The organism is Deltaproteobacteria bacterium (genome assembly GCA_016709225.1).
Classification (GTDB): Bacteria; Myxococcota_A; Polyangia; order Nannocystales; family Nannocystaceae; genus Xiheibacterium; species Xiheibacterium phototrophicum.
The window spans coordinates 1,956,257-1,981,148 of record JADJEE010000001.1; the positions used below are offsets into that span (position 1 = coordinate 1,956,257).

Consider the following 24,892-nt stretch of genomic DNA (forward strand, 5'->3'; position numbering starts at 1 on the left):
ACAGCGAAGCCAAGCCAGCCCCGACCAAACCCACCCCTCCGGGTGCGTGGTCACCCATGCACCGCGCGGTCGGCCGCGTGCTCGCGCCCGTCGAGCGCTTCGCCCAGATCGAGAGCGCGAGCGGGATCCTGCTGGTGGTCGCGACCGCGGTGGCGCTGTTGTGGGCGAACTCCCCGTGGTCCGACGCACTCGAGCGGCTGTGGGCCACCGAGGTGAGCGTGGGCATCGGCGCCCACACCGTGGCGCGCTCGCTGGCGTGGGTCGTGAACGACATCTTGATGGCGGTGTTCTTCTTCGTCGTCGGCATGGAGATTCGCTCCGAGATGGCCAGCGGCGCGCTCGACAGCCTCCGCAAGGCGACCTTGCCGCTGGCCGCCGCCATCGGCGGAATGGTGGTGCCTGCGCTGATCTTCGTGGCGATGACCCACGACGCGCCCACGCTGGGCCGCGGCTGGGGCGTGCCGATGGCGACGGACATCGCGTTCGCGCTCGGCGTGCTGGCGCTGCTGGGGCCGCGGGTGCCCGCGAGCCTGCGCGTGACGCTGTTGGCGGTGGCGGTCATCGACGACCTCGGCGCGATCGTCGTGATCGCCGCGTTCTACAGCGACGGCGTCGAGCTCACCGGGCTCGGCATCGCGGGGCTCGGCATCGTTGCCATCCTCGTACTGCAGCTCGCGGGCGTTCGCCTGCGCGGCGTCTATGTGGTGCCCGCGCTCGCGGTCTGGGTCGGCGCGTACGTCGGTGGCTTGCACCCGACGATCGCCGGCGTGGTGGTCGGTCTGCTCACGCCGGTGACGGCGTGGTTCGGACGCCGCGAGCTCGTCGAAGCCGTCGGCCGCAACGTTGCGGCGCCCGAACCCGACGAGCCGGTGACGCCAGCGTCGCTGCGAGAGCTGCGGCAGGCACAGCGCGAGGCGACCTCGCCCGCGGCCGACCTGATCGACGCGCTCCATCCCTGGGTCGCGTTCGTGATCATGCCGCTGTTCGCACTGGCCAACGCCGGTGTCGACCTCCGCGCGGTCACCTTCGACGACACCACGATGCTGACGGTGGGCGCGATCGCGGGTGGTCTCGTGATCGGCAAGCCGCTCGGCGTGTGCCTGGGCGTCGCGCTGGTGGTACGCGCAGGCGTCGCCACGCTGCCGCCGCAGGTGCCCGCACGGGCGGTGCTGGTGCTCGGCTTGGTGGCCGGCATCGGCTTCACGATGTCGCTCTTCATCGCGACGCTGGCGTTCGGGGATGCGGCCTCGCTCGACGCCGCTCGCCTCGGCGTGCTGGTCGCGAGCGGCGTTGCAGCCGTCGCCGCGTGGATCGCCGGCCGCATCCTCCTGCACGCGCCGGCGTAGTCGCCCTGCCGGATTTTCTATGACGCATGCACGTGCGTTCGATTGGACGGTGCGCGCTCGGACCCCAAGACTGGTCTGCATGCACATCAATCTCCGCATCCGCGACCTCGCCGTGAGTGACGAAATCACCCAACACGTCGATCGACGCGCTCGATTCGCGCTTTCTCGGTTTGCATCCCGCGTCACCGCTCTGCACGTGACGCTGACCGACGCGAACGGCCCCCGGGGCGGGGTCGACAAGGTGTGTCGTGCGACCGCCGCGCTCGACGGCCTGCCGTCGATCACCGTCGCGTCGCGCGACGAGAGCGTGCGCGACGCGGTGGACCGCGCCTTCGAGCGCCTGTCGCGGAGCATCCAGCGCGCGTTCGAACGTCGACTCGAGCGCCGCAGCGCGGGCTGGTCGAGCGTGGGGACGGTCGACTCATGATCGCCGCCGTCGCGCTCATCGGGCTGTTGTTCATCGTGGCGCTCATGGCCTCGGCGTTCGCGGCCACAGGGGTCGCGCTCGAGGCCGCTGGGGATCACGAGCTGCCGGCACTCGACCCCGCGGCCTCGACGACCCGCGGTGTCCTGCTCGAGCTTCGCGGGCGACGAGCGAGGCGATGAGGGTTCGGGGGGCTCCGGCGCGCTCCAAGCCCGACGTGGGAGCGCGGGCCGCCCTCCCACGTGCGTGGGCGGGGGCGACACCGCGGCCACGCGCGCCGCCGCTACGACAGCTGCGCGAAGCGGGTGCGCGCGAGCACCAGCAGCTGCTCGGCCTCGGCACCGAGCGCTGCGCCGCGGCGGTGCAGCACGCCGGCGCGCAGGGGCGGCGGGCCGTCGACGAGCGGTCGACTCACGACGCCGCGCGGCAGGAACGCCAAGCGGAAGCGCGACACGATCGCGGGCCCGAAGCCCCGTGCGACCAGCTCGACCACGCGCGGTGTGGCACCGACCTCGAACGCGGGATCGAAGCGCAGCCGCGCGCCGCCGTGCTCGACGAAGCTCCGCTCGATGCGCTCGCGCGCGGGGCCTTGGCGCAGCACCACCAGCGGCACGCCGTCGAGATCGCGCAGACTCACCTGCGCGGGCAATCGCGCCGCCATCGCCCGCGGCGCGATCACGGCCCACGACAGCTCGCCGAGCACCGTCGCCGACAGGCCCGCGGGCGCGCGGCCCTGCTCGAGCGTCGCGAAGCCGAGGTCGACCTCACCGGCCCGGATCGCCCCCGGCAGCGCATCGTCGTCGTACTCGCCGATGCGGAGCTCGAGCGCCGGATGACGCTCGCGCAGATCCGACAGCGACTCCGCGATCAGATCGAAGGAGCCTGGTAGCGTGCCGATGCGCAGCGCGGCACTGCGACCGGCGAGCGCATCGCGGGTGTGCACACGCCACTCGTCCCACTGACGCACCTGCTGCTGTGCGCGTCGCAGCAGCTCGGCGCCCTGCGGCGTGAGCAGCCCCTGGCGCTGCCCGGGCGCGCGCTCGAGCAGGGCCTCGACGGCGAAGGCGCGCTCGAGCCGCTGCAACAACCGCACGTAGGTCGCCCGCGATCGCCCGCGGCCGCGCGCCGCCGACTGGATCGATCCACGCTGCGCGATGTCGATGAAGGCCCGCAGGTCCTCGAGGTCGACATCCATCGCCGTCGGCGCGTGGCCGCGGACGACGTGCGCGCGGCGCGTCCGGCCGGGCCTGGGCAATGTCTCGTTCACGAGTCATATCATGCACCCAAAATCGCCATCTTGAGGACATTACCCCAGGGTGCTAGCCCAGATGGGATGAAGCTCTCCGGCCGGATCCTGTGGCTGTGCGAGGACCCCGAGGCGCTGCGGCGCCAGCTCGACCGCGCGGAGGTCACCGACGTCGCGGCCCGTCCACTGGCGTTCGGCGTCAACACCGACGCGATGATCAGCGGGGCCGCCTGCACGCTCGGCTATACGCCCGAGATCCTCGGGCCGTACTTCCTCGAGAACTTCGAGGAGGTCGTGCGCAAGGACGAGATCCGCAGCGGTGGCTTCCAGGTCGTCGTCGGCGGCGATGCCTACGGCAGCGGCTCGAGCCGCGAGGTCGCCGTGGTCGCGCACCAGGGCGCGGGCGTGGAGCTGGTGGTGGCCAAGAGCTTCCAGCGCATCTTCCAGGAGAACATGGTCTACAGCGGCCTGCCGTTCACCACCGACTTCGGCGTGCTCGCGCGCCTGTCGGCGGGCGAGGAGGTCGACACCGCCGCGCTGGCGCAGGCGCTGCCGCCGTTCTTCCGCGCGGTCGCCGAGGCCGGCGGTCTGCTGCGCTACGGCTCGCAGTGGCTGGCCGGGACCCTCGAGCCCAGCTACGAGGTCGACGTCGCCGCGCGACCGATGACCTGCATCGAGAAGATCGTGGCGGCGCGCGCGTGGGCCGGCCGCGGCCGCCCGCTGGGGATCGCGGCGGTGCAGCCCGGCGATCAGGTGCTGTGCGAGGCCGGCTTTCGCGGCGTGCACGAGTACACCGGTGGCATGGTGATGTCGCTCTACGCCAGCGAGTGGGACCGTGCTCCGGTCACGCGCCCCGAGCAGGTCGCGGCGTTCGAGGATCACTTCGTGCTCATCGACCAGCCGACCGTGCCCGACAACGTCAAGCGCGCCCGGCTCGCGCCGGCCCGCCAGCTGCGCGACGAGATGGTCGAGTCGTGCGAGCGCAACGGCATCCGCGTGCACGGCCCCGGCCGCGCGCTGCAGGCCGGGGTTTGTCACCGCATCGTCGTCGAGGACTACGCGCGCCCCGGCGAGATCATCGTGCTCACCGACAGCCACACCCCCACCGCCGGCGTGCTGAATGCCTTTGCGTTCGGCGTCGGCTCGACCGCGATGGCGTTCGCGCTGCGCACCGGCATGATTCCGGTGACGGTGCCGAAGACCGTGCGCGTGTGGGTCGAGGGCGACGCCCGCGGACTGCTGTCGCCCAAGGATCTGATCCTGCACCTCATCGGTGATGCGTTCTTCCGCGAGGAACAGTGGCGCGAGTCGCCGACCGACACGTGCGTGATCCAGCTCGGCGGGCCGGGCCTCGATCAGTGGAACGTCGACGAGCTCAGCGTGCTCACCAACATGACCGTCGAGGGTGGGCTGATGACCGGCATCGTCGAGCCCTGCAAGGCGCTGCGCGAGTTCCTGGTCGAGCACGGCCGCGGCGACGATGTCGAGCGCCGCTTCGTCACCCCCGACGCTGACGCGCAGTACGTCCGCACCGTCCGGGTGAACCTCGACGACGTGCCGCTCACGGTCGCGACGCCGGGCGACTCGCGCAACCGCAAGCCGCTCGCGGAGGTCACCGACGTCGACGTGCACAACGTCGTGATCGCCAGCTGCACCGGCGGCTCGCTCGCGGATCTGCGCGCCGCCGACGTGGTGCTGCGCGGCCGCACGATCAAGCCCGGCGTCCGCGTGACCGTCACGCCGTCATCGGCCGAGGTCCACCGCGCCGCGGAGGCCGAGGGCATCCTCGCGCGCATGCGCGCGCTCGGGGCCGTCGTCACGCCGCCCGGCTGTGGCTCATGCATCGGCAACGGCCCGGGGATCCCGCTCGCCGGCGAGACCACCGCGAGCACGACCAACCGCAACTTCGATCGCCGCATGGGCGCGCCGGGGCCGGTGTTCCTGGTGTCCCCCGCGGTGGCCGCAGCGAGCGCGATCACGGGTCGACTCACGGACCCACGCGCGCTGCCAGCGGCGTGATCGCACTCCGTCTCGGTGCGGACACGAGCCTCGATTGCGGTAGCCTGATTGCCGTCGTGGGGACCCTCGCCACCGCACTCGCACTCGCGCTCGCCGTCGCGGCCCCGACGGCCGGAGACGGCGCACGCGAGCGCAGCGACGCCGCGGGCCATGGGGCGCCGACGCCCGCGACGCGGCGCGAAGCCCCGCGCAGCGCGCCCGACGATCGCACCGCCCGCGAGCTGGCGCTGCTGCATCAACACGCGCTGCGCGATCCGTTTGCAGGCCCGCCGCTGGCCGACACCCACGCCGGCTCGCCCGATCTGCGCGACCCCTTCGTGCCCGTCCACGCCGAGGTCGAGCCGCTGCCCTCGCCCGACCTGCGCGACCCCTTCGTGGACGTGACGCGCCCACCGAGGGCGACGACAGCTCCACCCGCGCCCCCGCGCATCGATGCCTGCCGACCGACGCTCGACGGCGTGCCGCTGCAGCGGGCGCGCGCCCTACCCCCGCGGCCGCCGACGTGCGACGTCGCACCTGCGCCGCGTCGCTCGCCCCCGCCGCCACCACCGGCCCCGAAGCCGCCGAGTGCAGCGACACACGCGGGCGTCGCGACCCTCCGCGCGTGAGGCCTGCGGCCTCGCCGTGGTCGTTGGTGCGTTGCGGGGCCCGTGCGCGGGCTGCTAGCGTCCGAGGCCGCATGAAGCAGCTTTCCAGCTATCTCGCGGGTGCGTGGCGAACCGGCGACGGCAAGCCGACGCAACTGGTGAATCCGGCCACCGACGCGGTGCTCGCGAGCGTGCACGCCGTCGGCGGCCTCGGCGAGGCGCTGGCGTGGGCCCGCAGCGAAGGCGGTGCCCACCTGCGCGCGCAGAGCTTCCGCGATCGCGCGCAGACCCTGGGCGCGCTGGCCAAGCTGCTGCACGGCGCACGCGAGGAGCTGATCGGCATCGCGGTGGCCAACGGCGGCAACACCCGCGGCGACGCCAAGTTCGACATCGACGGTGCGATCGCGGTGCTGGCCACCTACGCCACCATCGGCGCCGAGCTGCCGGTCGCGCCGCAGCTGGCCGAGGGCGAGCCCGAGCCGCTGCACAAGGGCAGCAAGCTGCGGGCGCAGCACGTGCTCACGCCGCGGCTGGGCGCGGCGATCCACATCAACGCATTCAACTTCCCCGCGTGGGGCATGGTTGGCAAGTTCGCGGTCGCCCACCTCGCGGGCATGCCGGTGCTGAGCAAGCCCGCGACCAGCACCGCGATGCTCGCGGCACGCATTGCCGAGCTCATGCTCGAGTCCAAGCTGCTGCCGGCCGGCGCGTTCCAGCTGCTGCTCGGCCCCGCCGGCGATCTGCTCGATCACGTGGGCCCGCAGGACGTCATCGCGTTCACTGGCTCGGCCGACACCGGCGCGAAGATCCGCGGCCACGCCCGCGTGATCGCGACCAATGCCCACGTCAACCTCGAAGCCGACAGCTTGAACGCCGCGATCATCGGCCCCGACGTCGAGCCTGGCAGCGAGCTTTTCGATCTGGTGGTGCGCGACTGCGTCACCGAGCTGACCCAGAAGGCCGGCCAGAAGTGCACCGCAACGCGGCGCATCCTGGTGCCGCAGGCCCAGCTCGAGGCGCTGCGCGACGCGCTGCTCGATCGACTGTCGGCGATCGCGGCCAAGACCGGCGACCCGGCCGACGACGCGGTCCGCATGGGTCCGCTGTCGAGCCGTGCACAGCTGGCCGACGCCCGCAGCGGGATCGCGAAGCTGGCGAGTGCTGCCCGCATCGTGCACGGCAACCCCGAGCGCACGGGCTTCGTCGGCGTCGCCGATGGGGTCGGTAGCTTCCTCGAGCCCATCTTGCTCGAGGCCACCGCCGCCGCGGCCCGCGATGCGTCGGCGCCGTTCCACGCCCACGAGGTGTTCGGCCCGGTCGCGACGCTACTGCCCTACGACGGCAGCGTGGCGCAGGCGGCCGAGATCGTCGCCGCTGGGCAGGGCTCCCTGGTCGGCACGCTCTACAGCGACGATCGTCAGCTCACCGCGGCGGCGATCGCTGCGATCGCGCCGTGGCTGGGTCGCATGGTGCTCGCGACCGAGAAGATCGCCGGCGCCTCGCTGGCGCCCGGCTGCGTGTTCCCGGTGGCCAACCATGGCGGTCCCGGTCGTGCGGGCGCCGGTGGCGAGCTGGGCGGCAAGGCTGGCCTGGCGCCGTACCTGCAGCGCACCACGCTGCAAGGGGGCGCTGCCGAGCTCGCGCGGCTGCTCGGCCACGAGTGACGACGACGGGGGTGACGACGCCCGCCACCGCGAGCGTCGGCTCCGGCCGCGGCGCGCCTCACATCGCCGACATCACGCCGAGCACGATGAGCATCGGGATGATGACGGCCACCAGCGCCTCGCCGGCGATGAAGCCGGACGCCAGCGGCAGCATCCACGGCGGCTGCTGACCGCCGCGGCGGCGGCTCACCGCGGCGGCGATCACGGCCCCCACGAACATCGTCACCACCGCGCTGGCGGGCACCAGCATGCCGATGCCGATGCCGGTCGGCGACGGCACGAAGCGATGCCAGCGGCGGTTCTGCTCGAGCACGGTGAACACCACGCCGAGCACGACCGCGATGCCCAGGGCCAGCAGTGCGCTGGGGTGCAGCACGTGCAGCCCCTGCGAGAGCAGCTTCGCGAAGCCGACCCACTTCTGCGAGATCGGGCTCTGCAGCCCGTGCTCACCGCCGATGCCGTAGATGTCGCGCAGCACCGGGTACGCGAACGCCAGCGAGATGGCACCGACCGGCACCGCCATCAGCTGGATGATCGTCACGTAGCGCGGCGTCGAGCCGACCATCTCGGCGGTCTTGTAGCTCTGCATGAGCCCCTCGGACTCCGCGACGATCGAGCCGGTGACGCCGCTGGCGACCATGTTGGCCTGCACGTTGCCCGGCGCGATGAAGCCGAACACACCCTGCATGAGGTTCGACAGCGCGCTGATGGGCCCCCAGTTGGTCTCGCCGAACACCCGCAGGCCCACGAGCATGAGCGGGATCGTGAACAGCAGCGCCAGCAGCGTCTGCCACAGCGGCAGGCCCAGGCCGTAGCGCTGCACCAGCAGCAGCGCCACCGCGGCCACGCTGCTGCCGATCACGACCCACCGCATCGGGAAGTCGCCGGCGTCGACGCTGGCGCCCGACAGCTGCCGGAAGGTCCGCGCGAGGATGCGCCACTTGAGGAACAGCGAGGTCAGCCCGCCCGCGACCATCATGCCGGTCGCAGGCCACATCACCCACAGCAGGATGTCGGTCTTGTGCGCGTCGGCGGCGATGATGCCAGCGGCGGCGAGCAGCGGCGGCGCGATGACCCACGACAGCAGCGACCCGACCACCATGTTGGCGCAGATCCGCAGCCCGATGATGATCCCCGAGCCGAGGTTGAGCAGGCTCAGCGACACGCCGAAGCCGGTCACCGCCGCGAACGCGCCCAGCTTCATCGGCACGACCTCGGCGATGAAGTGGCGCAGCGTCGCGAACGACAGCGCCGCCGAGCTGACCAGGCCGCCGATCATCGCGCGCGCGGCCTGCCGGGCGCCCTCGCCCCGGGCGTCCAGCACCAACAATGTCTCGCCGGCGGCGAGGCCGTCGGGGAACGGCAGCTTTTCGTCGACCACGAAGTGCTGCCGCAGCGGCACCGCCATCAACACGCCGAGCACGCCCGCGGTGGTGAGCCACGCGAAGATCTCGAGCTTGCCCAGCTGCAGGTCGATCGCGACGTCCGGATCGGCCGTGAGCATGTCGAACGCGGCCAGGATCGTGCACAGGAACGCGGTCTGCCCGGCGATCAGACCCGCGGCCTGGGCCAGGTTGCTCTCGCGCTTGATGCTCACGCCCTTGGCGACGACGCTCAGCATCATCCAGCCGAAGAACGCCGAGACCACCGCGATGTTGGGCCCGAAGCCGAGCTTGAGCACCACGTAGGGATACGAGACGCCGATCAGGACCGCGACCGCGAGCGCGACCACCACCGCGCGCGCGGTCAGCTCGCGCTCGGCAGTCACGGGCCGCGCTTGGCGTCGTCGGCCTTGGCGTCGGCGCCCTTGGGCGCGGGCGCCTTGGCCTCGTCGGTGGCCGGCGTCTTCGCGTCGGCCGGCCCAGTCGGGCGCGGCGCGACGATGGGTCCGCCGCCCCGCGGCTGCGCCTTCGCCTCGCCGCCGGGGGCGAGGCCCGGCTCGCGTCGCTCCGCCGGCGCCCTCGCGTCGACGGCGTCGCCCGCCTTCGCGTCCGGCTTCGCGTCCGGCTTCGCGTCCGGCTTCGCGTCCGGCTTCGCGTCGCCCTTTGCGTCGTCGCCCTTCGCGTCCGCCTTCGCGTCGTCGCCCTTCGCGGCGTCGTCGCCCTCGACTCCGTCCTCCGCGAGCGCCTCGTCCTCCCAGCGCGTGCGCAGCCGGTCGACCCAGGCCTCACGTCGATCGGAGCCCGCGGCGTAGGGGAAGCCGGCGGCCGCCAGCTCGGCACGACGGAACGCGGTGTCCCCCAGCAGTCCGAGCGTCAACGCAACCGCCGCGCACGCGCCCACCACGACCCGCGCGCCGCGGCCCGGTAGGGTCGGGATCTCGGTGTTGCCCGGCGGGCGGAAGTACATGCTCACGATGAGGCGCAGGTAGTAGTACGCGCCGACCACCGAGTTGAGCAGCGCCGCGATCACCAGCACCCGCATCACGAGGTTGTCGTTCTCCAGCGCGGCCCGGAAGATGGCCAGCTTTCCGAAGAAGCCGACCGTCGGCGGCATGCCCATCAGCGACAGCAGGCAAATGGTGAGCCCCAGCGCCATGGCCGGGTGGCGCTGGGCCAGACCCGACCACTCGTGGGCGGTGGTGCCCTCGGTCTTGTTGGCGCCGTACCAGCTGACGCAGGCGAACGCGCCGAGCGTCGAGACCGCGTAGGTCAGCACGTAGAAGATCACCGCCGCGACCGAGAAGTCACCGGTCATGCGCGACCACTCGATCTGGTCCTGCGCACGCATGGTGCCGATCGAGAACGCGTGGCCGTAGAAGTTCGCCGCCGCGACCACGCCGACCAGGATGTAGCCGACATGCGCGACCGAGCTGTACGCCAGCAGCCGCTTGACGTTGGTCTGCTGCACGGCAGCGAAGTTGCCGACCGTCATGGTCGCCAGCGCCAGCACGGCCACCACCGAGGTCCAGCCGTAGGGCGCGGTCGCCAGCCGCTGGGTCGCGAACGAGCCCACGAACACCTTGAGCAGCGCGGCGAAGCCACCGATCTTCACGCCGGCCGCCATGAAGGCGGTGGTCGGCGACGGCGCGCCGTCGTACGCGTCGGGCGTCCACATGTGGAACGGCACCGCGCTCACCTTGAACAGCAGGCCGGTCAGCATCAGCAGCATGCCGGGGATGAACAGCGCGGCCGGGGCCATGCCCATGACGGCCTTGTCGGCGGCGTGGTGCACCGCGTCGATCGGCGCGTTCTCGGGGTGCATCGCCAGCTCGACGTAGGGCTGCGCGGCGCCCCACTGCGTGAAGACCTGGGCGATCTGGCCGGCCAGTGCGTCGAGGTTGGTGGTGCCGCAGGCGCCGTACACCAGCGCGATGCCCATCAGCAGCAGCGCCGACGAGAACGCGCCCATGATGAAGTACTTGAACGCGGCTTCGGCCGAGGCCCGCGCGTTCCACCGCGCGCCGACCAGCACGTAGATCGCGATGCTCATGGTCTCGATGCCCAGGAACACCGTGACCAGGTCGGTCGCGTGATCGAGGATCATCATGCCGAAGGCGGCGATGAGCACCAGCGACTCCTGCTCGCCGTACTCGAAGCGGTGTGAGCGGGCATAGTCGCCGGCGAATGCCAGCACGCCGCCGGCGACCACCAAGACTCCGAGGTCGAGCAGCACCGAGAAGTGGTCGACGGCGAGCAGGCCGGCAAACACGGACACGCCGCGATCGAGCTCGACGGCGCCGAACTGCGTGAGCGCGACGGCAATCGCCAGGCCCACGCCCGCGAGCGCGACGCGGCGCTGGAACCCGCGTGCGCCCGGGCGTGCAAAGGCATCGGCGGCGAGCAGCAGCAGCGACCAGATCGCGACGATCATCATCGGCGCGAGCTGGGCCATGTCGGCCAGGGCCGTGGCGCCGGCGGTGGTCGCTGCCGCGGTGGTGGTGGCAACGGCGTCGGCGGCCGCGGCCGGTGCGGCGGGGGCGAAGGTGGCGAGCAGAGCGTTCATGGGTTGCCTCCGGCCTTCGCGTCGGCCTTGCGGTCGGGCGCCGGCGCGACGGCCTTGGGCGCCGGTTCACCGGGCGCTGGGCGCAGCGCGGCCGTCCCTGGTGGCGGGCCGGGGGGTTGGCCCGCGGGTGGGCGCACGGCCCCGGGCGCACCCGCCGGACGTGCGGGCGCACCGGCGGCGCCGGGCGTGGGCACGGGCTGCGCACCCGCACCCGGGGTGGGCTGCGCCGCCGCCTTGGTCGCGGCCTCGCGCGCGGCCTTCTCCTGCGCGGCGGCCTCGGCCCGCTGCTTGGCCTCGGAGGCCTTCGCCGCCTCGGCCGGGCGCTCGTCGCCGTAGGTCGCAGCGATGCGCGCCTCGGGATCGGGGCAGCGATCGACGAGCTCGGCGAGCAGCATCGGGCCATCGCCGTTGGCGTTGAAGATCGACGCGCAGCGCTTGAGGTTGAACTGGGCCACCGCGGCCTGCGAGGTCGGGTCGATGCGCGCCGTGAACGGCCGCGGGTACAGCCCCATCAGCACGATGAGCGCCACGAACGGCACGAACACCAGGATCTCGCGCAGGTTGAGGTCGGGCAGGTCGACGTTCTTGGGGTTCGACAGCGGCCCGAACATCAGCTTCTGGAACAGGTGCAGCAGGTAGACCACGCCGAGGATCACGCCGGTCGCCGCGACGACCACGAGGATCGGCACCGCGTAGAGCGTGAGGCCGCCGTGGGTGAAGGTCCCGACCATGATCAGGAACTCGCCCACGAACCCGACCAGGCCCGGCACACCGGCCGAGCCCAGCATCGCGATCATGAACATCGCCGCGAAGATCGGCATCGGCTTGGCGAGCCCGCCGAACTCCGAGATGAGCCGGGTGTGGCGGCGCTCGTACAGCACGCCGATCGCCATGAAGAGCGCGCCGGTGGTGAGGCCGTGCGCGAGGCTCTGGTAGGTGGCGCCGGTGAGGCCCTGGGTGCTGAAGCTGGTGATGCCCAGCACGATGAAGCCCATGTGGCTGACCGACGAGTACGCGACCAAGCGCTTGGCATCGCTCTGCACCCACGCGACCAGGGCGCCGTACACGATGCCGACCACCGCGAGGATCGCGAGCAGCTGCGAGCCCTCGCCGGCAGCGAGCGGGAACAGCGGGTACGCGAAGCGCAGCAGGCCGTAGGTGCCGAGCTTGAGCAGCACGCCGGCGAGGATCACCGAGCCGGGGGTCGGTGCCTGGGTGTGCGCGTCGGGCAGCCAGGTGTGCACCGGGAACAGCGGCACCTTGATGGCGAAGCTGAGCACGAAGGCCCAGAAGCACCAGAACTGCGCCTCGGGCGTGAGCACGACCTGCGAGAGGTCGTTGTAGTCGAAGCTCCAGACCCCGCGGGTCGCCGTGTGGTGCTGCACCGCGAGGTAGATGATCGCCGCCAGCATCAGCGCCGAGCCGACCATCGTGTAGAGGAAGAACTTCACCGCCGCCGCGACGCGCTGCTCGCTGCCCCAGATGCCGATGATGAGCGCCATCGGCACCAGCATCAGCTCCCAGAACACGAAGAACAGGATCATGTCGAGCGCGACGAGGGTCCCGATCATGCCGGTCTCGAGCACCAGCATCGCGACCACGAACTCGCCGCCGCGCTTCTCGATCGAGCGCCACGCGCCCCAGATGCACAGCGGGGTCAGCAGCGTCGTGAGGACGACGACCCACAGGCTGAAGCCGTCGACACCCACGTGGTAGTGGATGCCGAGGTCGCGGATCCACGGCAGCTTGGTCTCGAACTGCATGCCGGCCTCGCCGACCACGAAGCCGGTCGCCAGCGGGATCGAGATCAGGAACTCGAGCACCGCGATGGCCAGGCCCACGCCCTGCGCGAGACGGGTCTCGCCGGACGGCAGCGTCGCCACCACCAGTGCGCCGAGCATCGGCACGATCAACAACATCGTGAGCACGTCGGTCATGGCGCACCTCCTGCCCCGCCGCGGGCCCCAGGTTGGGGCGCCGGTGGCCGGCCCCCCAACGGATCCACGACCGGCCGATCACCCGGCGACGGCGGCTGCACCGGAGCGGCCTGCGGCGGCGGCCCCGGACGACGCACGTTGTCCGGCCCGAGATCGAATTCGAAGCCCGGCCCCTCGACGTGGATCGGCTGCGCACCGAGGGTCGGTCGTAGCCCGCCCGCATCCACGGGATGCACGGGGTTGGGTCCGGCCACGGTGACCGTCGGGTTGGCGAACACCGACGCCAGCACGATCGCGACACCGATGAGCAGCACCGCGAGGTAGCGGCGCACGTTGCCGTTGTGCCAGATGCGAACGCGGTTGCCGATGGCACCGACGCTCCACGACACGCCGCCCACGCCGACGCCGTCGACCAGCAGCTGATCGCCGACCTGGTAGGCCACGCCGCCGACCATTCGCACCGGGCGCACGATCGAGGCGTCGTAGATCTCGTCGACGAAGTACTTGCCGAGGCTGGCGCGGTACAGCCCGCCGAGGCGCTTGGCCCAGTCGGCCGCGGCCGCCGATGGCCCGTCCTTGTAGAGGCTGCGCGCGAACAGGATGCCCGCGACCGCGATGCCGACCGAGAGCGCCATCATGCCCAGCTCGACCCCCGCCAGCACATGGCCGTGCTCGTCGGCGAAGCCCTCGCGCACGCCCACGAAGTACTCGCCCGAGAACGTCGCCGACAGCTGCGTGATCGGATGCAGCCACTCGTCGAGCACGTGCGGCAGGTGCCCCGGGGTCACGTGCGGCACGCCGAGGAACCCGCCGAAGGTCGCGAGGATCGCCAGCACCACCAGCGGGAACGACATGATCCACTGCTCGTGGACGTGATGCTCCCAGGTGTGGTGGTCGCCGCGGAACTTGCCCTCGAAGGTGAGGAAGTACAGCCGGAACATGTAGAACGCCGTGCACGCGGCGGCCACCAGGCCGAGCGCGTACGCGACGTAGTTCAGCCCCGGCGACCACGCACTGGCGTTGGTGTACGCGTGAAGGAGGATCTCGTCCTTCGAGAAGAAGCCGGCGAAGATCGGGATGCCGGCGATCGCCAGGCACGAGATGAGGAAGGTGCCGGCGGTCCACGGCATCTTCTTGCGCAGGCCACCCATCGTGCGGATGTCCTGGTTGTGGTGGCAGGCCTCGATGACGGCGCCGGAGCCGAGGAACAGGCACGCCTTGAAGAACGCGTGGGTCACGAGGTGGAACACCGCCGCCCCCCACGCGCCCATGCCGGCGGCGAGGAACATGTAGCCCAGCTGCGACACCGTCGAGTAGGCCAGGACCTTCTTGATGTCGTTCTGCGTGATGCCGATCGTCGCGGCGAACAGGGCCGTGAGCGCGCCGATGAGCGCGACCACCGACATGGTGATCGGCGACAGCGCGAACAACGGGTTCAGCCGCACGATGAGGTACACGCCGGCGGTGACCATGGTCGCGGCGTGGATGAGCGCGCTGACCGGGGTCGGGCCCGCCATCGCGTCGGGCAGCCAGGTGTAGAGCGGCAGCTGGGCGCTCTTGCCGGTGCAGCCGACGAACAACAGCATGGTCGCGGCGGTCGCGATCGAGACCCCGAAGATGGTGTTGGTCACCAGGTCGGAGTCGGGGCCCGCGGCGCAGGCGGCCTTGATGGCGTCGTAGTCGAGGCTGTGGGTGACCGCGTAGATGAGCAGCATGCCCAGGATCACGCCGAAGTCACCGATGCGGTTGACGATGAAGGCCTTGCGGCCGGCCGAGGCCTTCTCGCTCTCGTCGTAGTAGTAGCCGATGAGCAGGTAGGAGCAGAGCCCGACGCCCTCCCAGCCCACGAAGGTCAGCACCAGCGACTTGCCCATCACCAGGATGAGCATCGCGGCCATGAACAGGTTGAGGTACGCGAAGTAGCGCCAGTAGGAGCCGTCCTTCGCCATGTAGCCGACCGAGAAGATGTGGATCAGCAGACCCACGCCGGTCACGACCATGCACATCACGGCCGACAGGTGGTCGATCATCAGATCGAAGCCGACCATGGTCTCGCCCGAGACGATCCACGGGTAGATGCGATGGACCACGCGGTCGTAGCCCTGCCCGACCATCGCTTCGAACACGATCGAGAAGGTGTAGAAGCACGAGAACGCGACCGCTCCGATCGCGACCAGGTGCACGACTTCGCGACCGAGGCGGTCGCCGAGCGTGCGCATGATCCAGCGCCCGAAGACGAGGTTCCACAGCGCCGCCACGAGCGGAAACAGCGGGATCCAGCCGAGGGTGAGATTGGCTTCGTTCATGGGCGAGCGAAAGGAGCGAGGGGGAAGAGTCGTCGGAGGAGGTCCGCCCGGGGGCAAACGCGGCAGCTAGTCGCGCAGCAGCGACAGGTCGTCGATGTCGGTGCCGGTGCGGGCGCGGAAGATCGACACCACGATCGCGAGGCCGACCGCGGCCTCGGCCGCGGCCACGGCGATCGTGAACATCGCCAGCACCTGGCCGTCGGCGTTGCCCCACTGCCGGGAGAACGCGACCAGCGCGATGTTGGCGGCGTTGAGCATGAGCTCCACGCTCATCAGCACGATGAGCACGTTGCGTCGCAGCAGCACGCCCGCGGCCCCGATGAGGAACAGCGCGAACGCGAGGTAGAGGAAGTGCGTGATCGGCAGCATGGTCGGTGGCCTCGTGCGATGCGCGGGGGGTCTCAGGTGCCGCCGTCGTGGCCGGACGCCGAGGGCGCGCCGAAGTCCATGACGGGCGTGGGGCCGGGCGGTGCGATGTCGCCGGGCTCGAGGTGATCGACGACGCCGGCGGCGTGGCGCGCCGCGTGGGTCATGCCGTCCTGCAGCGAGTCCTTCTCGCGGTCACGGCGGTTGCGGGCCACGACCACCGCGCCGATCACCGCCGCCAGCAGCAGCAGCGAGATGGCCTCGAACGCGAACAGGTAGTCGGTGAAGATCTCGCGACCGATGGCGTTGGCGGTGCCGAATTCGACGCTCGGATCCATCGCGGCGCCCGGGCTCAGGAACTGCCGCGCGAGCGTGCCGAGCAGCACCCACGCCAGGAACCCACCCGAGAGCACCAGCGAGCCGTAGTAGCCCACCCGGGCCACCCGCGAGGGCCGACGGTGCTCCTCGCGACCGCGCTCGTCGACGTCGAGCACCATGATCACGAACACGAACAGCACCATCATGGCGCCGGCGTAGACGAGGATCTGGATCGCGGCGAGGAAGGTCGCCGACAGCAGCAGGTAGCACACCGCGACCGCGAAGAAGGTCGCGACCAGCCACACCGCCGCGACCACCGGGTTGCGACGGGACACCGTCGCCAGCGCCGACACCACTGCGATGGCCGCGAACAGATAGAAGACCAGCTCTTGCCCGCTCATGCGGCACCTGTGACGCCGTCGCCGTGTGCCGGCGCGTGGTGGTGTCCGCCGGCGACCACCACCGGGTGGGCGTCGCGGACCTTGGCCTCGAACTCGTCGCGGAACTTGGTGAGGAACGCCAGGGTCGGCCACGCGGCCGCGTCACCGAGGGCGCAGATGGTGTTGCCGGCGATGCCGTCGGCGATCGACGCCAGCAGGTCGACGTCGCCGGCGCGGCCGTGGCCGAACGCGATGCGATGGGCGACCTGGGCCAGCCAACCGGTGCCCTCGCGGCACGGCGTGCACTGGCCACAGCTCTCCTCGGCGAAGAAGTGGACGATGCGCCACGCCGCCTGGGTGATGTCGGTGGCGTCGTCCATCACGACCACGCCACCGGAGCCGGCCATGGTCCGCAGCGTGCGACCGCCGCCCAGGTCGAACTTCTGCCCCGGACGCACCTCGACCTCGCGGATGCGCTCGTCCTTCTGCAGCGCGTCGAACTCGAACGGCACGTCGAGCTCGGCGTCGGTGAGCACCGGCATCGACACGCCACCGGGGATGACGCCCTTGATCTTGCGGCCCTTGGGCACGCCGCCGCAGACGTCCTCGACCAGCTGACGGCCGGTGACGGTGAGCGGCAGCTCGTAGACGCCGGGCTTCTTCACGTGGCCGCACACCGACACGATGCGCAGGCCGCCGGAGCGACCGGTGCCGAGCTCGGCGAAGGCCTTGCCACCGTGCTCGACGATCCACGGCAGGTTCGCGATGGTCTCGACGTTGTTGACGATGGTCGGCTTGCCCCACAGGCCCTTGACGGCCGGGAACGGCGGCTTGAGCCGCGGCCAGCCGCGGCCACCCTCGAGGCTCGACAAGAGCGCCGTCTCTTCGCCACAGATGTAGGCCCCGAGGCCGCGGTAGACCGTGATGTCGACCGACGCGCCCGAGCCGAACACGCGCTCGCCGAGGTAGCCCTTGGCGTAGGCCTGATCGATCGCGGCCTGCAGCACGCGGTACTCCCGGGCCATCTCGCCGCGGATGTAGATGTACGCGTTGCGCACCTTGAGCGCGACCGAGGCGATGATCATCCCCTCGATCAACATGTGCGGGTTCCAGAAGAGGATGTGCCGATCCTTGAAGGTGCCGGGCTCGCTCTCGTCGGCGTTGACGACGAGGTAGACCGTGTCGGCGTCCTTGGGCACGAAGCTCCACTTCATGCCGGTCGGGAAACCTGCACCGCCGCGGCCGCGCAGGTTGCTGGCCACGACCTCGGCCGAGATGGCCTCGGGGGCCATCGCCACCGCCTTGCGGGCGCTGCGATAGCCGCCCTTGCGCTCGTAGTAGTCGAGCTGCTTGGCCTCGGGCACATCGAAGTGCTCACTGATGATCTTGACGTCGAACCATCCCATGGGAGCTGTTCTCTTGGCGCGGGCGGGGCCGGGCGTGCGGGCGGGGAAAACCGGTGCGGGTTTGGGTCTTGCGGCCGACTAGACGCCGAGTTCGCGCGGCACCTGGCCCTTGGCCAGGGCGTCGAGGATGGCGTCGATCTTGGCGCGATCGAGCTGCTCGAAGTACAGCGGGATCTCGGGCTGGCCGCGCTCGGCGATCTGCGCCACCGGGCCGTAGCCACACGCCGCGAGGCACTCGACCTCGGTGAGCGTGATGTTGTCGTCGGCGGTGGTGCCCTTGTTGGCGACCCCGAGCCGGCGCTTGCAGTGATCGAACACGTCGTACGCCCCCATCAGCTGACAGCCGATGTTGGTGCAGACCTGCAGGTGGAAGCGACCGGGTCGCGACCGGTTGATCATGAAATAGAACGTCGCGACGCCCGTGACGTGGGCGGCGGTGAGGCCCAGTCGCGCGGCGACGAGGTCGATGACCTCGGCGTCGACGTGTCCGAACTGTTCCTGCGCGAGGTACAGCACCGGCAGACACAGCGCGCGACCGGCACGGCCTTCGGGAAAGCGCGGCCACAGCTGCTGGATGCGCGCCTCGATCTCGGGGGAGAGTTGCTTGCCTGGCACGGGGCTATTCGCGCCCGGAACCTAGGATGGTGCCCGATTTTCGTCAATGCCTCGTGGGCCCCCTCGGGCGCCACCGGAGCGGCCGCGGGTGCCGCTTCGCCGTGAAAGCGCTCGAATCGTCGATCTGCCCCCGGCACCATGGACGCGCGATCTCCCGGCCCGCTGGCGTCGCGGGGCCGCGATGGGGCTCCACGCGCGGGCGCTCAGCCGCCGGGGAGCACGAGCTCCATGCACACCGCCCCCGGCTGCGCCGCGGCGGCGACGAAGTTCGGCGCGTCGCGGATCGCCGGATCGGCGCTGCGCGTGTCGATCGGCGAGAAGCCCAGCTTCTGTCCGAAGAAGTCCGCCGCGGAGGTGGTGAGCAGGTAGATCCGCCGCAAGCCGAGCTCGCGGGCCCGACGCAACACGCAGTCGCCGAGCACCCAGCCCAAGCCCGTGCCGCGCCGATCGGGTGCGACCGCGAGGCCGAACAGGAACCCGGCGTCCTCGGCGTTCTGCAGGCTGACCACGCCGACGACCACGCCGGGCGCCCGCATGACGAAGGTCTCGACGTCGCCCGAGGGCACGATGGGCGGCAGGTCGTAGCCCGCCAGCAGCGTGGTGACGGCGTCGGCGTCCTCGGGCGCCATGAAGGTCACCGGATCGCCGAAGCCGAACAGCAGCTTGTCGGGCAGGCCGCCGAACGCGCCCGAGCTGAGCATCAACACCGTGTCGCCGGGCACCGCGTTCTCGAGCACCGCGGCGGCGAGTGCGTCGACCTCGTCGAAGCTGCGGGCCTTGACCCCGCGCGAGCCGATGCCGCGCGCCAGCGCGACGGTGTCGAGCCGATCGTCGAAGGGGATCTTCTCGGGCGCGAACAGCGGGCCGACGTAGACCGCGGTCGCGGCATCGAAGCTGCTCGCGAACGCGTCGGCGAACGCGCGGCGCCGCGATGAGGCGCTGCGCGGCTCGAAGCACACGTGCAGCGCCTGCTCGGGGTACTGCTTGCGCACCGCGGTGACGGTCAGCTGCACCGCCGTGGGGTGATGCGCGAAGTCCGACAGCACGCGCACGCCCTGGGCCATGCCGACCAGCTCCTGGCGTCGCTTGACCCCGCGAAAGCTGCGGACACCGCGACGCAAGGCCTCGAGCCCGGCGCCCTCGGCCTTGGCCATCGCGATCGCGGCCAGCACGTTGCCGAGGTTGTAGCGCCCGATGAGCTGGGTGCTGAACAGCCCCAGGCTCTCGCCGCGCACGACGACCTCGAAGGTATTGCGGCCGCCGGGGGAGCGCGGCCGTTGCAGCGCGAGCACGTCGGCGCCCTCGGGCCGCGCGTGCTCCGGCAGCACGCGGTAGGTGGTCACGCGGCAGCGCGCACCGGCGGCGATGCCGAGCGCCTCGGAATCCTCGGCGTTGACGATGAGCTCGCCGTCCTCGGGCACCAGCGCGACGAAGGCCCGGAACGCGGCCCGCACCTGCTCGAGGTCCGCGAAGATGTCGGCGTGGTCGTACTCGACGCCCGTGAGGATCGCGCGCTTGGGCCGGTAGTGGAGGAACTTGCTGCCCTTGTCGAAGAACGCGGTGTCGTACTCGTCGCCCTCGAGCACGAAGGCCCTGCCCTGCCCCAGCCGTGCGCCGAGCCCGAAGTTGAGCGGCACCCCACCGATGAGGAACGACGGCTGCAACCCCGCGGACTCGAGCAGCCACGCCACGAGGCTGCTGGTGGTGGTCTTGCCGTGGGTGCCCGCGATGACGAGGCTGTCGCGACCCGGCAGCAGCGCCTTGGCGAGCAGGCTCGGGAAGCTCTCGAGCGGCAGGCCGCGGGCGCCCGCCTCGACCACCTCGGGGTGATCCTTGCTGCAGACGTTGCCGACCACGACCGCGTCGGGCGCCCACGCGAGGTTGGCCGGCGAGAAGCCCAGCATCACCGGGATCTCGGCGCGCGCGAGTTGCTCGGACATCGGTGGATACACCGCGGTGTCGGAGCCGCGCACGTCGTGGCCGGCATCCTTGAGGAGTCGGGCCAGCGCGCCCATGCCGGTGCCGGCGATCGCAATGAAGTGCACCTTCAAGGCGGCGCGAGACTTGCCCAGCCGTGGCTTGGACGTCAACCACCGAAGGACCGGCGTGGGCCGCCGCGACCCAAGCACCGTGATCCGTGATCTTCCTCCGGCGGCGGCAGCCGCGAGTTCGTTACGCAATCTTGGTGCGGGCAACGGGGGTGCGGTCGAAGGGGACGAAGCCCCGAGGGGACCGCGCAGGCCAACCGTGCACAAGCCTGCGCACGCGCGTGCGACACGCGCGGGCGTGCCGCGGCCACGGCCCCACGATTCGTGCTACGGGAACGTCGGCCGCCGAAGGACAAGCACATGCGAGGACTCTCCGAGATGAGCGACCAGGAGCGACGCGCCCACCCGCGCAGTCCGGCATCACTCGCGACGCGGATCTGGCACGAGGAGCGACTGCTGCTCTCGGCACGGACGCTCGACATCAGCTTGAGCGGCGCGCTGCTCCACGGCAGCGTGCGCCTCGACCCGGGGGAGATCGTCCGCGTCGAGGTCAGCCGTGGCGGGCTGCGCAATCCCTTGGTGCTGCGCGCCGAGGTCGTCCGCATCGAGACGCCCTCGCCGCTGCTACGCCGGCACGGCATCGCGGTGCGCTGGCTCGACGCCGATGTCGCCGATCACGCGGCGTTGGCCTCGTTGCTGCGCGCCAACCCCAGCTGACGCGCGCGCCGGTCGTGGCGCCGCTTGGCGATCACGACGCGTCGTCGTGACGTCGCCGCTGCTCGCTGCGCGCGTGCGCCCACAGGCAGTGCAGCGCGGCCGGGGTCATGCCGGGGATGCGCGCCGCCTGGGCGATCGAGCGCGGGCGCACGGCGGCGAGCTTGCTCGCGCACTCGTGGGAGAGACCACCCAGGGCGTGGAAGTCGACGGTGTCCGAGAGCGGTAGATCGGAGGCACCGTCGCGCATGCGCGCAACCTCGTCGCGCATGCGCTGCTCGTAGCCGCTGTACAAGAGGATGGCCTCGGCGCGCGCGCGCAGGGTCGGCTCGAGTGCATCGGCGGCGCTGGGATCACGGCGCATCGTCGCCGCGAGCTGCTGGGCATGGGCGTCACGTGCGAGCGCGGCGTCGCGTCGTCGCGCGTCCACGAGCCCGCTGTCGAAACCGAGCTGGGCCAGCCGCACGTCGGCGTTGTCCTCGCGCAGCACGATGCGGAACTCGGCCCGCGAGGTGAACATGCGATAGGGCTCGTCGCAGCCCTGCGTCACGAGGTCGTCGACGAGCACGCCGAGGTAACCGTGCTCGCGCGGCACCACCAGCGCGGGGCGATCGAGCAGCTCGGCGGCAGCGTTGGCGCCCGCGACCAAGCCCTGTGCGGCGGCCTCCTCGTAGCCCGAGGTGCCGTTGACCTGTCCCGCGAAGTAGAGCCCCGCGTAGGCGCGCGAGGCCAGGCGATGATCGAGCTGACGGGCATCGATCGCGTCGTACTCGACGGCGTAGCCGGGTCGCAGCATGCGAGCGCGCTCGAGCCCCGGAATCGTCGCCAGCAGCTGGGCCTGCACCGCGGCCGGGAGGCTGGTCGAGATGCCGTTGGGATAGACGCTGTCGGTGTCGAGCCCCTCGGGCTCGAGGAAGATCTGATGGCGCTCGCGTTGGGCGAAGCGCACCACCTTGTCCTCGATCGACGGGCAGTACCGCGGTCCGCGGCCGGTGATGCGGCCGCTGTACATCGGCGAGTCGTGCAGGTGCGCGCGGATGAGCTCGTGGGTCCGCGGCGTGGTCGCGGTGATGTGACAGAGGATCTGCGGCAGCACCGGCGGCGGCGGCTCGGGATCGTCGGCCCAACAGAAGCGCGGCAGCGGATCCTCGCTGGGCTGGGGCTCGAGCCCCGCGGTCACGAGGCTGGGGCCGAACAGCCGCGGCGGCGTGCCGGTCTTGAGCCGCCGCAGCGACAGACCCAGCGCCGCGAGCTGGCGCGACAGGCCCAGCGCGGGCGCCTCGCCAGCGCGTCCCCCCGGGATCGCCTCGGTGCCAGTGTGCAGCACGCCGCCGAGGAACGTGCCGGTCGTGACCACGACGGCATCGGCCTCGATGCGGCTGCCGTCGTGCAGCACCACCCCGCGCACGCGACGGTCGTCGACGATCCACAACGACTCGACCAGCCCCTCGCGCACCACCACCCTGCGCGCCGACGTCAGCGTTGCGCGGGCGTGGGCACCATAGCGCTGCTTGTCGACCTGCAGGCGGGTCGATCGCACCGCGGGACCCTTGCTGCGGTTGAGCACGCGACCATGGATCGCGCAGGTGTCGGCGGCGCGACCCATGAAGCCGCCGAGCGCGTCGATCTCCCGCACGAGGTGGCCCTTCGCGACCCCGCCGATGCTGGGGTTGCACGGGGTCTGGCCAATGCTCGCGACGCTGCCGGTGACGACCTCGACGCGCGCGCCGACGCGCGCGGCCGCCAGCGCGGCTTCGATGCCGGCATGGCCGCCGCCGATGACGAGAACCTTGCGCCGCGTCGCGTCTACGGACACGACAGCAGCGCCACGTCGTCGAGGTTCCAGCCGCCGATCGTGTACACGCCGCCCGAGCCGACGTTGTTGCAGATGCGGAACTGGAAGTCGTCCTGCACGAAGCTGTTCAGCGAGTGGTTGATCTGCACCCAGTCGGCGTCGGTGATGAACGTGCTGTCCGACGACCAGATCGTCACCCACTGCGAGCCGTCCCACACCTCGATGAGGTTCTGCATGTACGGCGTGTAGTCGCTGTTGAGCCAGCGGTAGAACTGCAGCATCAGCGGCCCGGCGGCGACCGTGGTGTCGATCACCGGGCTGGTGAGGCAGTAGAAGTCGTGCAGATCGGTCGGCGCGCAGTCACCCAGCTCGACCCCGGCGACGCCGTTGTCGTCGGTGTCGGTGTGATCCATCGCCGGGTCGGAGTTGCCGACCGGGCACGCCGACGCGGTCGCCGAGCCGATCTCCCACGCCGTTCCCAGTGTCCAGCCGGCGTCGTTGTCGGCGAAGTCCTCGCCCCAGAACGGCACCAGGTTGTCGGGCACGCAGGCGCCCGCGAGGCACTGCTCGTTGGTGCTGCACGCGAAGCCGTCGTCACACGGCGAGAAGTCGGGCGACAACGTCGAGTAGCACTCGCCGCTGAACTGGTTGCACGCACCGACCTGACAGCCGTTGTCGAGGTAGCTGCAGTCGACGCTGTCGCCGTTGATGCACGCGCCGGCGGTGCAGGTGGTGTTCTCCGTACAGACGTCGAAGTCGTCGCAGGTATCGCCGTCGTTCAGCGCGATCTGGACGCACGCGTCGATGCCAGCGTTGCACTGGCCGACGTTGCAGCCGTTGTCGAGGTAGCTGCAGTTGAGCGGGTTGATCGCACCGCACAGGCCGGCCACGCAGTACGAGGTGGTGCACGTCGAACCGTCGTCGCAGGCTTGGCCGCTGAAGGCCGGCTGCGCAATGCAGCTGTGGGTGACCTGATTGCAGGCACCCACCGCACACTGGCCCGCGAGCTCGGCACAGTCGCCGTCGTCGAGGCACTCGACCGCCAGGCAGTTGCCGGCCTCGCAGTAGAGCGTCGAGCAATCGTCGTTGCCGTCGCACTGCCCGCCCTCGGGGCAGCCGGGGCACGAGCCTCCGCAGTCGACATCGGTCTCGCTGCCGTTGAGCAGCCCATCGGCGCAGCTCGCCGGCGTGCAGGCCCCGTTGTCGCAGAGCTCGCTCTGACAGTCGGCGGGCTCGTTGCACGCGAGGCTGTCGCCACACGGCGGGCAGCTGGGACCGCCGCAGTTCACGTCGGTCTCGTCGCCGTTCTTCACGCCGTCGTCGCACGCGGCCTCGCGACAGGTGTCGAAGGTGCAGACCCCGGACGCGCAGTCGTCGGGACCGACGCAGTGCTGGCCCGCCTGGCATCGCGCGTCGCAGGTCGGGCCACCGCAGTCGACGTCGGTCTCGTCCTCGTTGGAGACGCCGTCGTTGCAACCGGGCGCGCCGGTGTCCGAGCTACCGCCGCTGCCGGAGTCGGAGCCCGAGGAATCGACCGAGGTGGTCGAGCTCGTCAGCGTGGTCGCGCTGCCGCTGCCGCTGCTCGATCCGCCGCCCTCGGCGCCGGAGGTGCTGCCATCCCCCGTGATCGGCACCGTCGATCCGGTGCAGGCCGCAAGTGCCACGGTGGCGGCGGCGAGGGTCGACTGGAACACGCGGCTGCTCGTGGGGGCGGCGAGACGACGCATGCCGCGATGGTATCGGAACCCCGCCAGCACCGACGCCCCCACGCTCACGCGCGAGGTCACGACGCGGCTGTCGCGGGGGCGGGCGTACGGGCCGATCGTCCGCTCGGAC

Annotated in this window: 19 protein-coding genes; 7 read left to right on the forward strand and 12 right to left on the reverse strand. The window is 71.3% G+C overall.

The features are described 5' to 3' along the window. Positions 1 to 56 precede the first annotated feature (56 nt). From nhaA to IPH07_08075, 3 genes are all read left to right on the forward strand, one after another. Positions 57 to 1,346, forward strand: a complete 1,290-nt coding sequence (gene nhaA, locus IPH07_08065) for a Na+/H+ antiporter NhaA (protein ID MBK6917338.1) — start codon at positions 57 to 59, stop codon at positions 1,344 to 1,346. Between the two features lie 79 nt (positions 1,347 to 1,425). Further along, on the forward strand, positions 1,426 to 1,773 hold the full coding sequence (locus IPH07_08070) for an HPF/RaiA family ribosome-associated protein (protein MBK6917339.1): 348 nt from the start codon (positions 1,426 to 1,428) through the stop codon (positions 1,771 to 1,773). After that, the gene (locus IPH07_08075) at positions 1,770 to 1,952 is read left to right on the forward strand and encodes a hypothetical protein (GenBank protein ID MBK6917340.1); all 183 of its coding nucleotides are present in this window, start codon (positions 1,770 to 1,772) and stop codon (positions 1,950 to 1,952) included. The genes IPH07_08070 and IPH07_08075 overlap by 4 nt, the downstream gene beginning before the upstream one ends. 101 nt (positions 1,953 to 2,053) lie before the next feature. Here IPH07_08075 and IPH07_08080 read toward each other — a convergent pair whose 3' ends face one another. Continuing rightward, positions 2,054 to 3,037: a LysR family transcriptional regulator gene (locus IPH07_08080; GenBank protein ID MBK6917341.1), complete on the reverse strand. Its 984-nt coding sequence runs from the start codon at positions 3,035 to 3,037 to the stop codon at positions 2,054 to 2,056. A gap of 66 nt (positions 3,038 to 3,103) precedes the next feature. On the opposite strand from IPH07_08080, the gene IPH07_08085 reads away from it, so the two are divergent. From IPH07_08085 to IPH07_08095, 3 genes are all read left to right on the forward strand, one after another. Next, complete coding sequence (locus IPH07_08085) at positions 3,104 to 5,035, forward strand: hypothetical protein (protein ID MBK6917342.1); 1,932 nt, start codon at positions 3,104 to 3,106, stop codon at positions 5,033 to 5,035. Positions 5,036 to 5,091: 56 nt separating this feature from the next. Continuing rightward, positions 5,092 to 5,643, forward strand: coding sequence for a hypothetical protein (locus tag IPH07_08090; protein MBK6917343.1), 552 nt, complete (start codon positions 5,092 to 5,094; stop codon positions 5,641 to 5,643). Positions 5,644 to 5,714: 71 nt separating this feature from the next. Continuing rightward, positions 5,715 to 7,286, forward strand: coding sequence for a 3,4-dehydroadipyl-CoA semialdehyde dehydrogenase (locus IPH07_08095; protein MBK6917344.1), 1,572 nt, complete (start codon positions 5,715 to 5,717; stop codon positions 7,284 to 7,286). Positions 7,287 to 7,344: 58 nt separating this feature from the next. Here IPH07_08095 and IPH07_08100 read toward each other — a convergent pair whose 3' ends face one another. The 9 genes from IPH07_08100 to IPH07_08140 form a co-directional block, all read right to left on the reverse strand. Then, a complete protein-coding gene (locus IPH07_08100) occupies positions 7,345 to 9,054 on the reverse strand; it encodes an OPT/YSL family transporter (GenBank protein ID MBK6917345.1) in 1,710 nt (569 codons plus the stop codon). Beyond that, a complete protein-coding gene (locus IPH07_08105) occupies positions 9,051 to 11,231 on the reverse strand; it encodes a hypothetical protein (GenBank protein MBK6917346.1) in 2,181 nt (726 codons plus the stop codon). Before IPH07_08105 ends, IPH07_08100 begins: the two co-directional genes overlap by 4 nt. Beyond that, on the reverse strand, positions 11,228 to 13,168 hold the full coding sequence (locus tag IPH07_08110) for an NADH-quinone oxidoreductase subunit M (protein MBK6917347.1): 1,941 nt from the start codon (positions 13,166 to 13,168) through the stop codon (positions 11,228 to 11,230). The genes IPH07_08105 and IPH07_08110 overlap by 4 nt, the downstream gene beginning before the upstream one ends. After that, positions 13,165 to 15,474 carry an NADH-quinone oxidoreductase subunit L gene (gene nuoL, locus IPH07_08115; protein ID MBK6917348.1) on the reverse strand — a complete coding sequence of 770 codons (2,310 nt, stop codon included), beginning with the start codon at positions 15,472 to 15,474 and terminating at the stop codon, positions 13,165 to 13,167. The genes IPH07_08110 and nuoL overlap by 4 nt, the downstream gene beginning before the upstream one ends. A gap of 66 nt (positions 15,475 to 15,540) precedes the next feature. Next, positions 15,541 to 15,843, reverse strand: a complete 303-nt coding sequence (nuoK, locus tag IPH07_08120; protein MBK6917349.1) for an NADH-quinone oxidoreductase subunit NuoK — start codon at positions 15,841 to 15,843, stop codon at positions 15,541 to 15,543. A gap of 32 nt (positions 15,844 to 15,875) precedes the next feature. Further along, positions 15,876 to 16,559, reverse strand: coding sequence for an NADH-quinone oxidoreductase subunit J (locus tag IPH07_08125; protein MBK6917350.1), 684 nt, complete (start codon positions 16,557 to 16,559; stop codon positions 15,876 to 15,878). Then, positions 16,556 to 17,944, reverse strand: coding sequence for an NADH-quinone oxidoreductase subunit NuoF (nuoF, locus tag IPH07_08130; protein MBK6917351.1), 1,389 nt, complete (start codon positions 17,942 to 17,944; stop codon positions 16,556 to 16,558). The genes IPH07_08125 and nuoF overlap by 4 nt, the downstream gene beginning before the upstream one ends. Positions 17,945 to 18,022: 78 nt before the next feature. Beyond that, positions 18,023 to 18,559, reverse strand: a complete 537-nt coding sequence (locus IPH07_08135; protein ID MBK6917352.1) for an NAD(P)H-dependent oxidoreductase subunit E — start codon at positions 18,557 to 18,559, stop codon at positions 18,023 to 18,025. Between the two features lie 203 nt (positions 18,560 to 18,762). Continuing rightward, positions 18,763 to 20,610: a GNAT family N-acetyltransferase gene (locus tag IPH07_08140; protein ID MBK6917353.1), complete on the reverse strand. Its 1,848-nt coding sequence runs from the start codon at positions 20,608 to 20,610 to the stop codon at positions 18,763 to 18,765. 297 nt (positions 20,611 to 20,907) lie between these two features. Between IPH07_08140 and IPH07_08145 the strand changes: the two genes are divergently transcribed. Beyond that, the gene (locus tag IPH07_08145) at positions 20,908 to 21,264 is read left to right on the forward strand and encodes a PilZ domain-containing protein (GenBank protein MBK6917354.1); all 357 of its coding nucleotides are present in this window, start codon (positions 20,908 to 20,910) and stop codon (positions 21,262 to 21,264) included. 31 nt (positions 21,265 to 21,295) lie between these two features. Here the strand turns inward: IPH07_08145 and mnmG are convergent, their stop codons facing one another. Both mnmG and IPH07_08155 read right to left on the reverse strand, forming a co-directional pair. Beyond that, entirely contained in the window at positions 21,296 to 23,077 is a 1,782-nt protein-coding gene (gene mnmG / locus IPH07_08150; protein MBK6917355.1) for a tRNA uridine-5-carboxymethylaminomethyl(34) synthesis enzyme MnmG, read from the reverse strand. Then, complete coding sequence (locus IPH07_08155) at positions 23,068 to 24,783, reverse strand: hypothetical protein (GenBank protein ID MBK6917356.1); 1,716 nt, start codon at positions 24,781 to 24,783, stop codon at positions 23,068 to 23,070. Before IPH07_08155 ends, mnmG begins: the two co-directional genes overlap by 10 nt. Positions 24,784 to 24,892 lie beyond the last annotated feature (109 nt).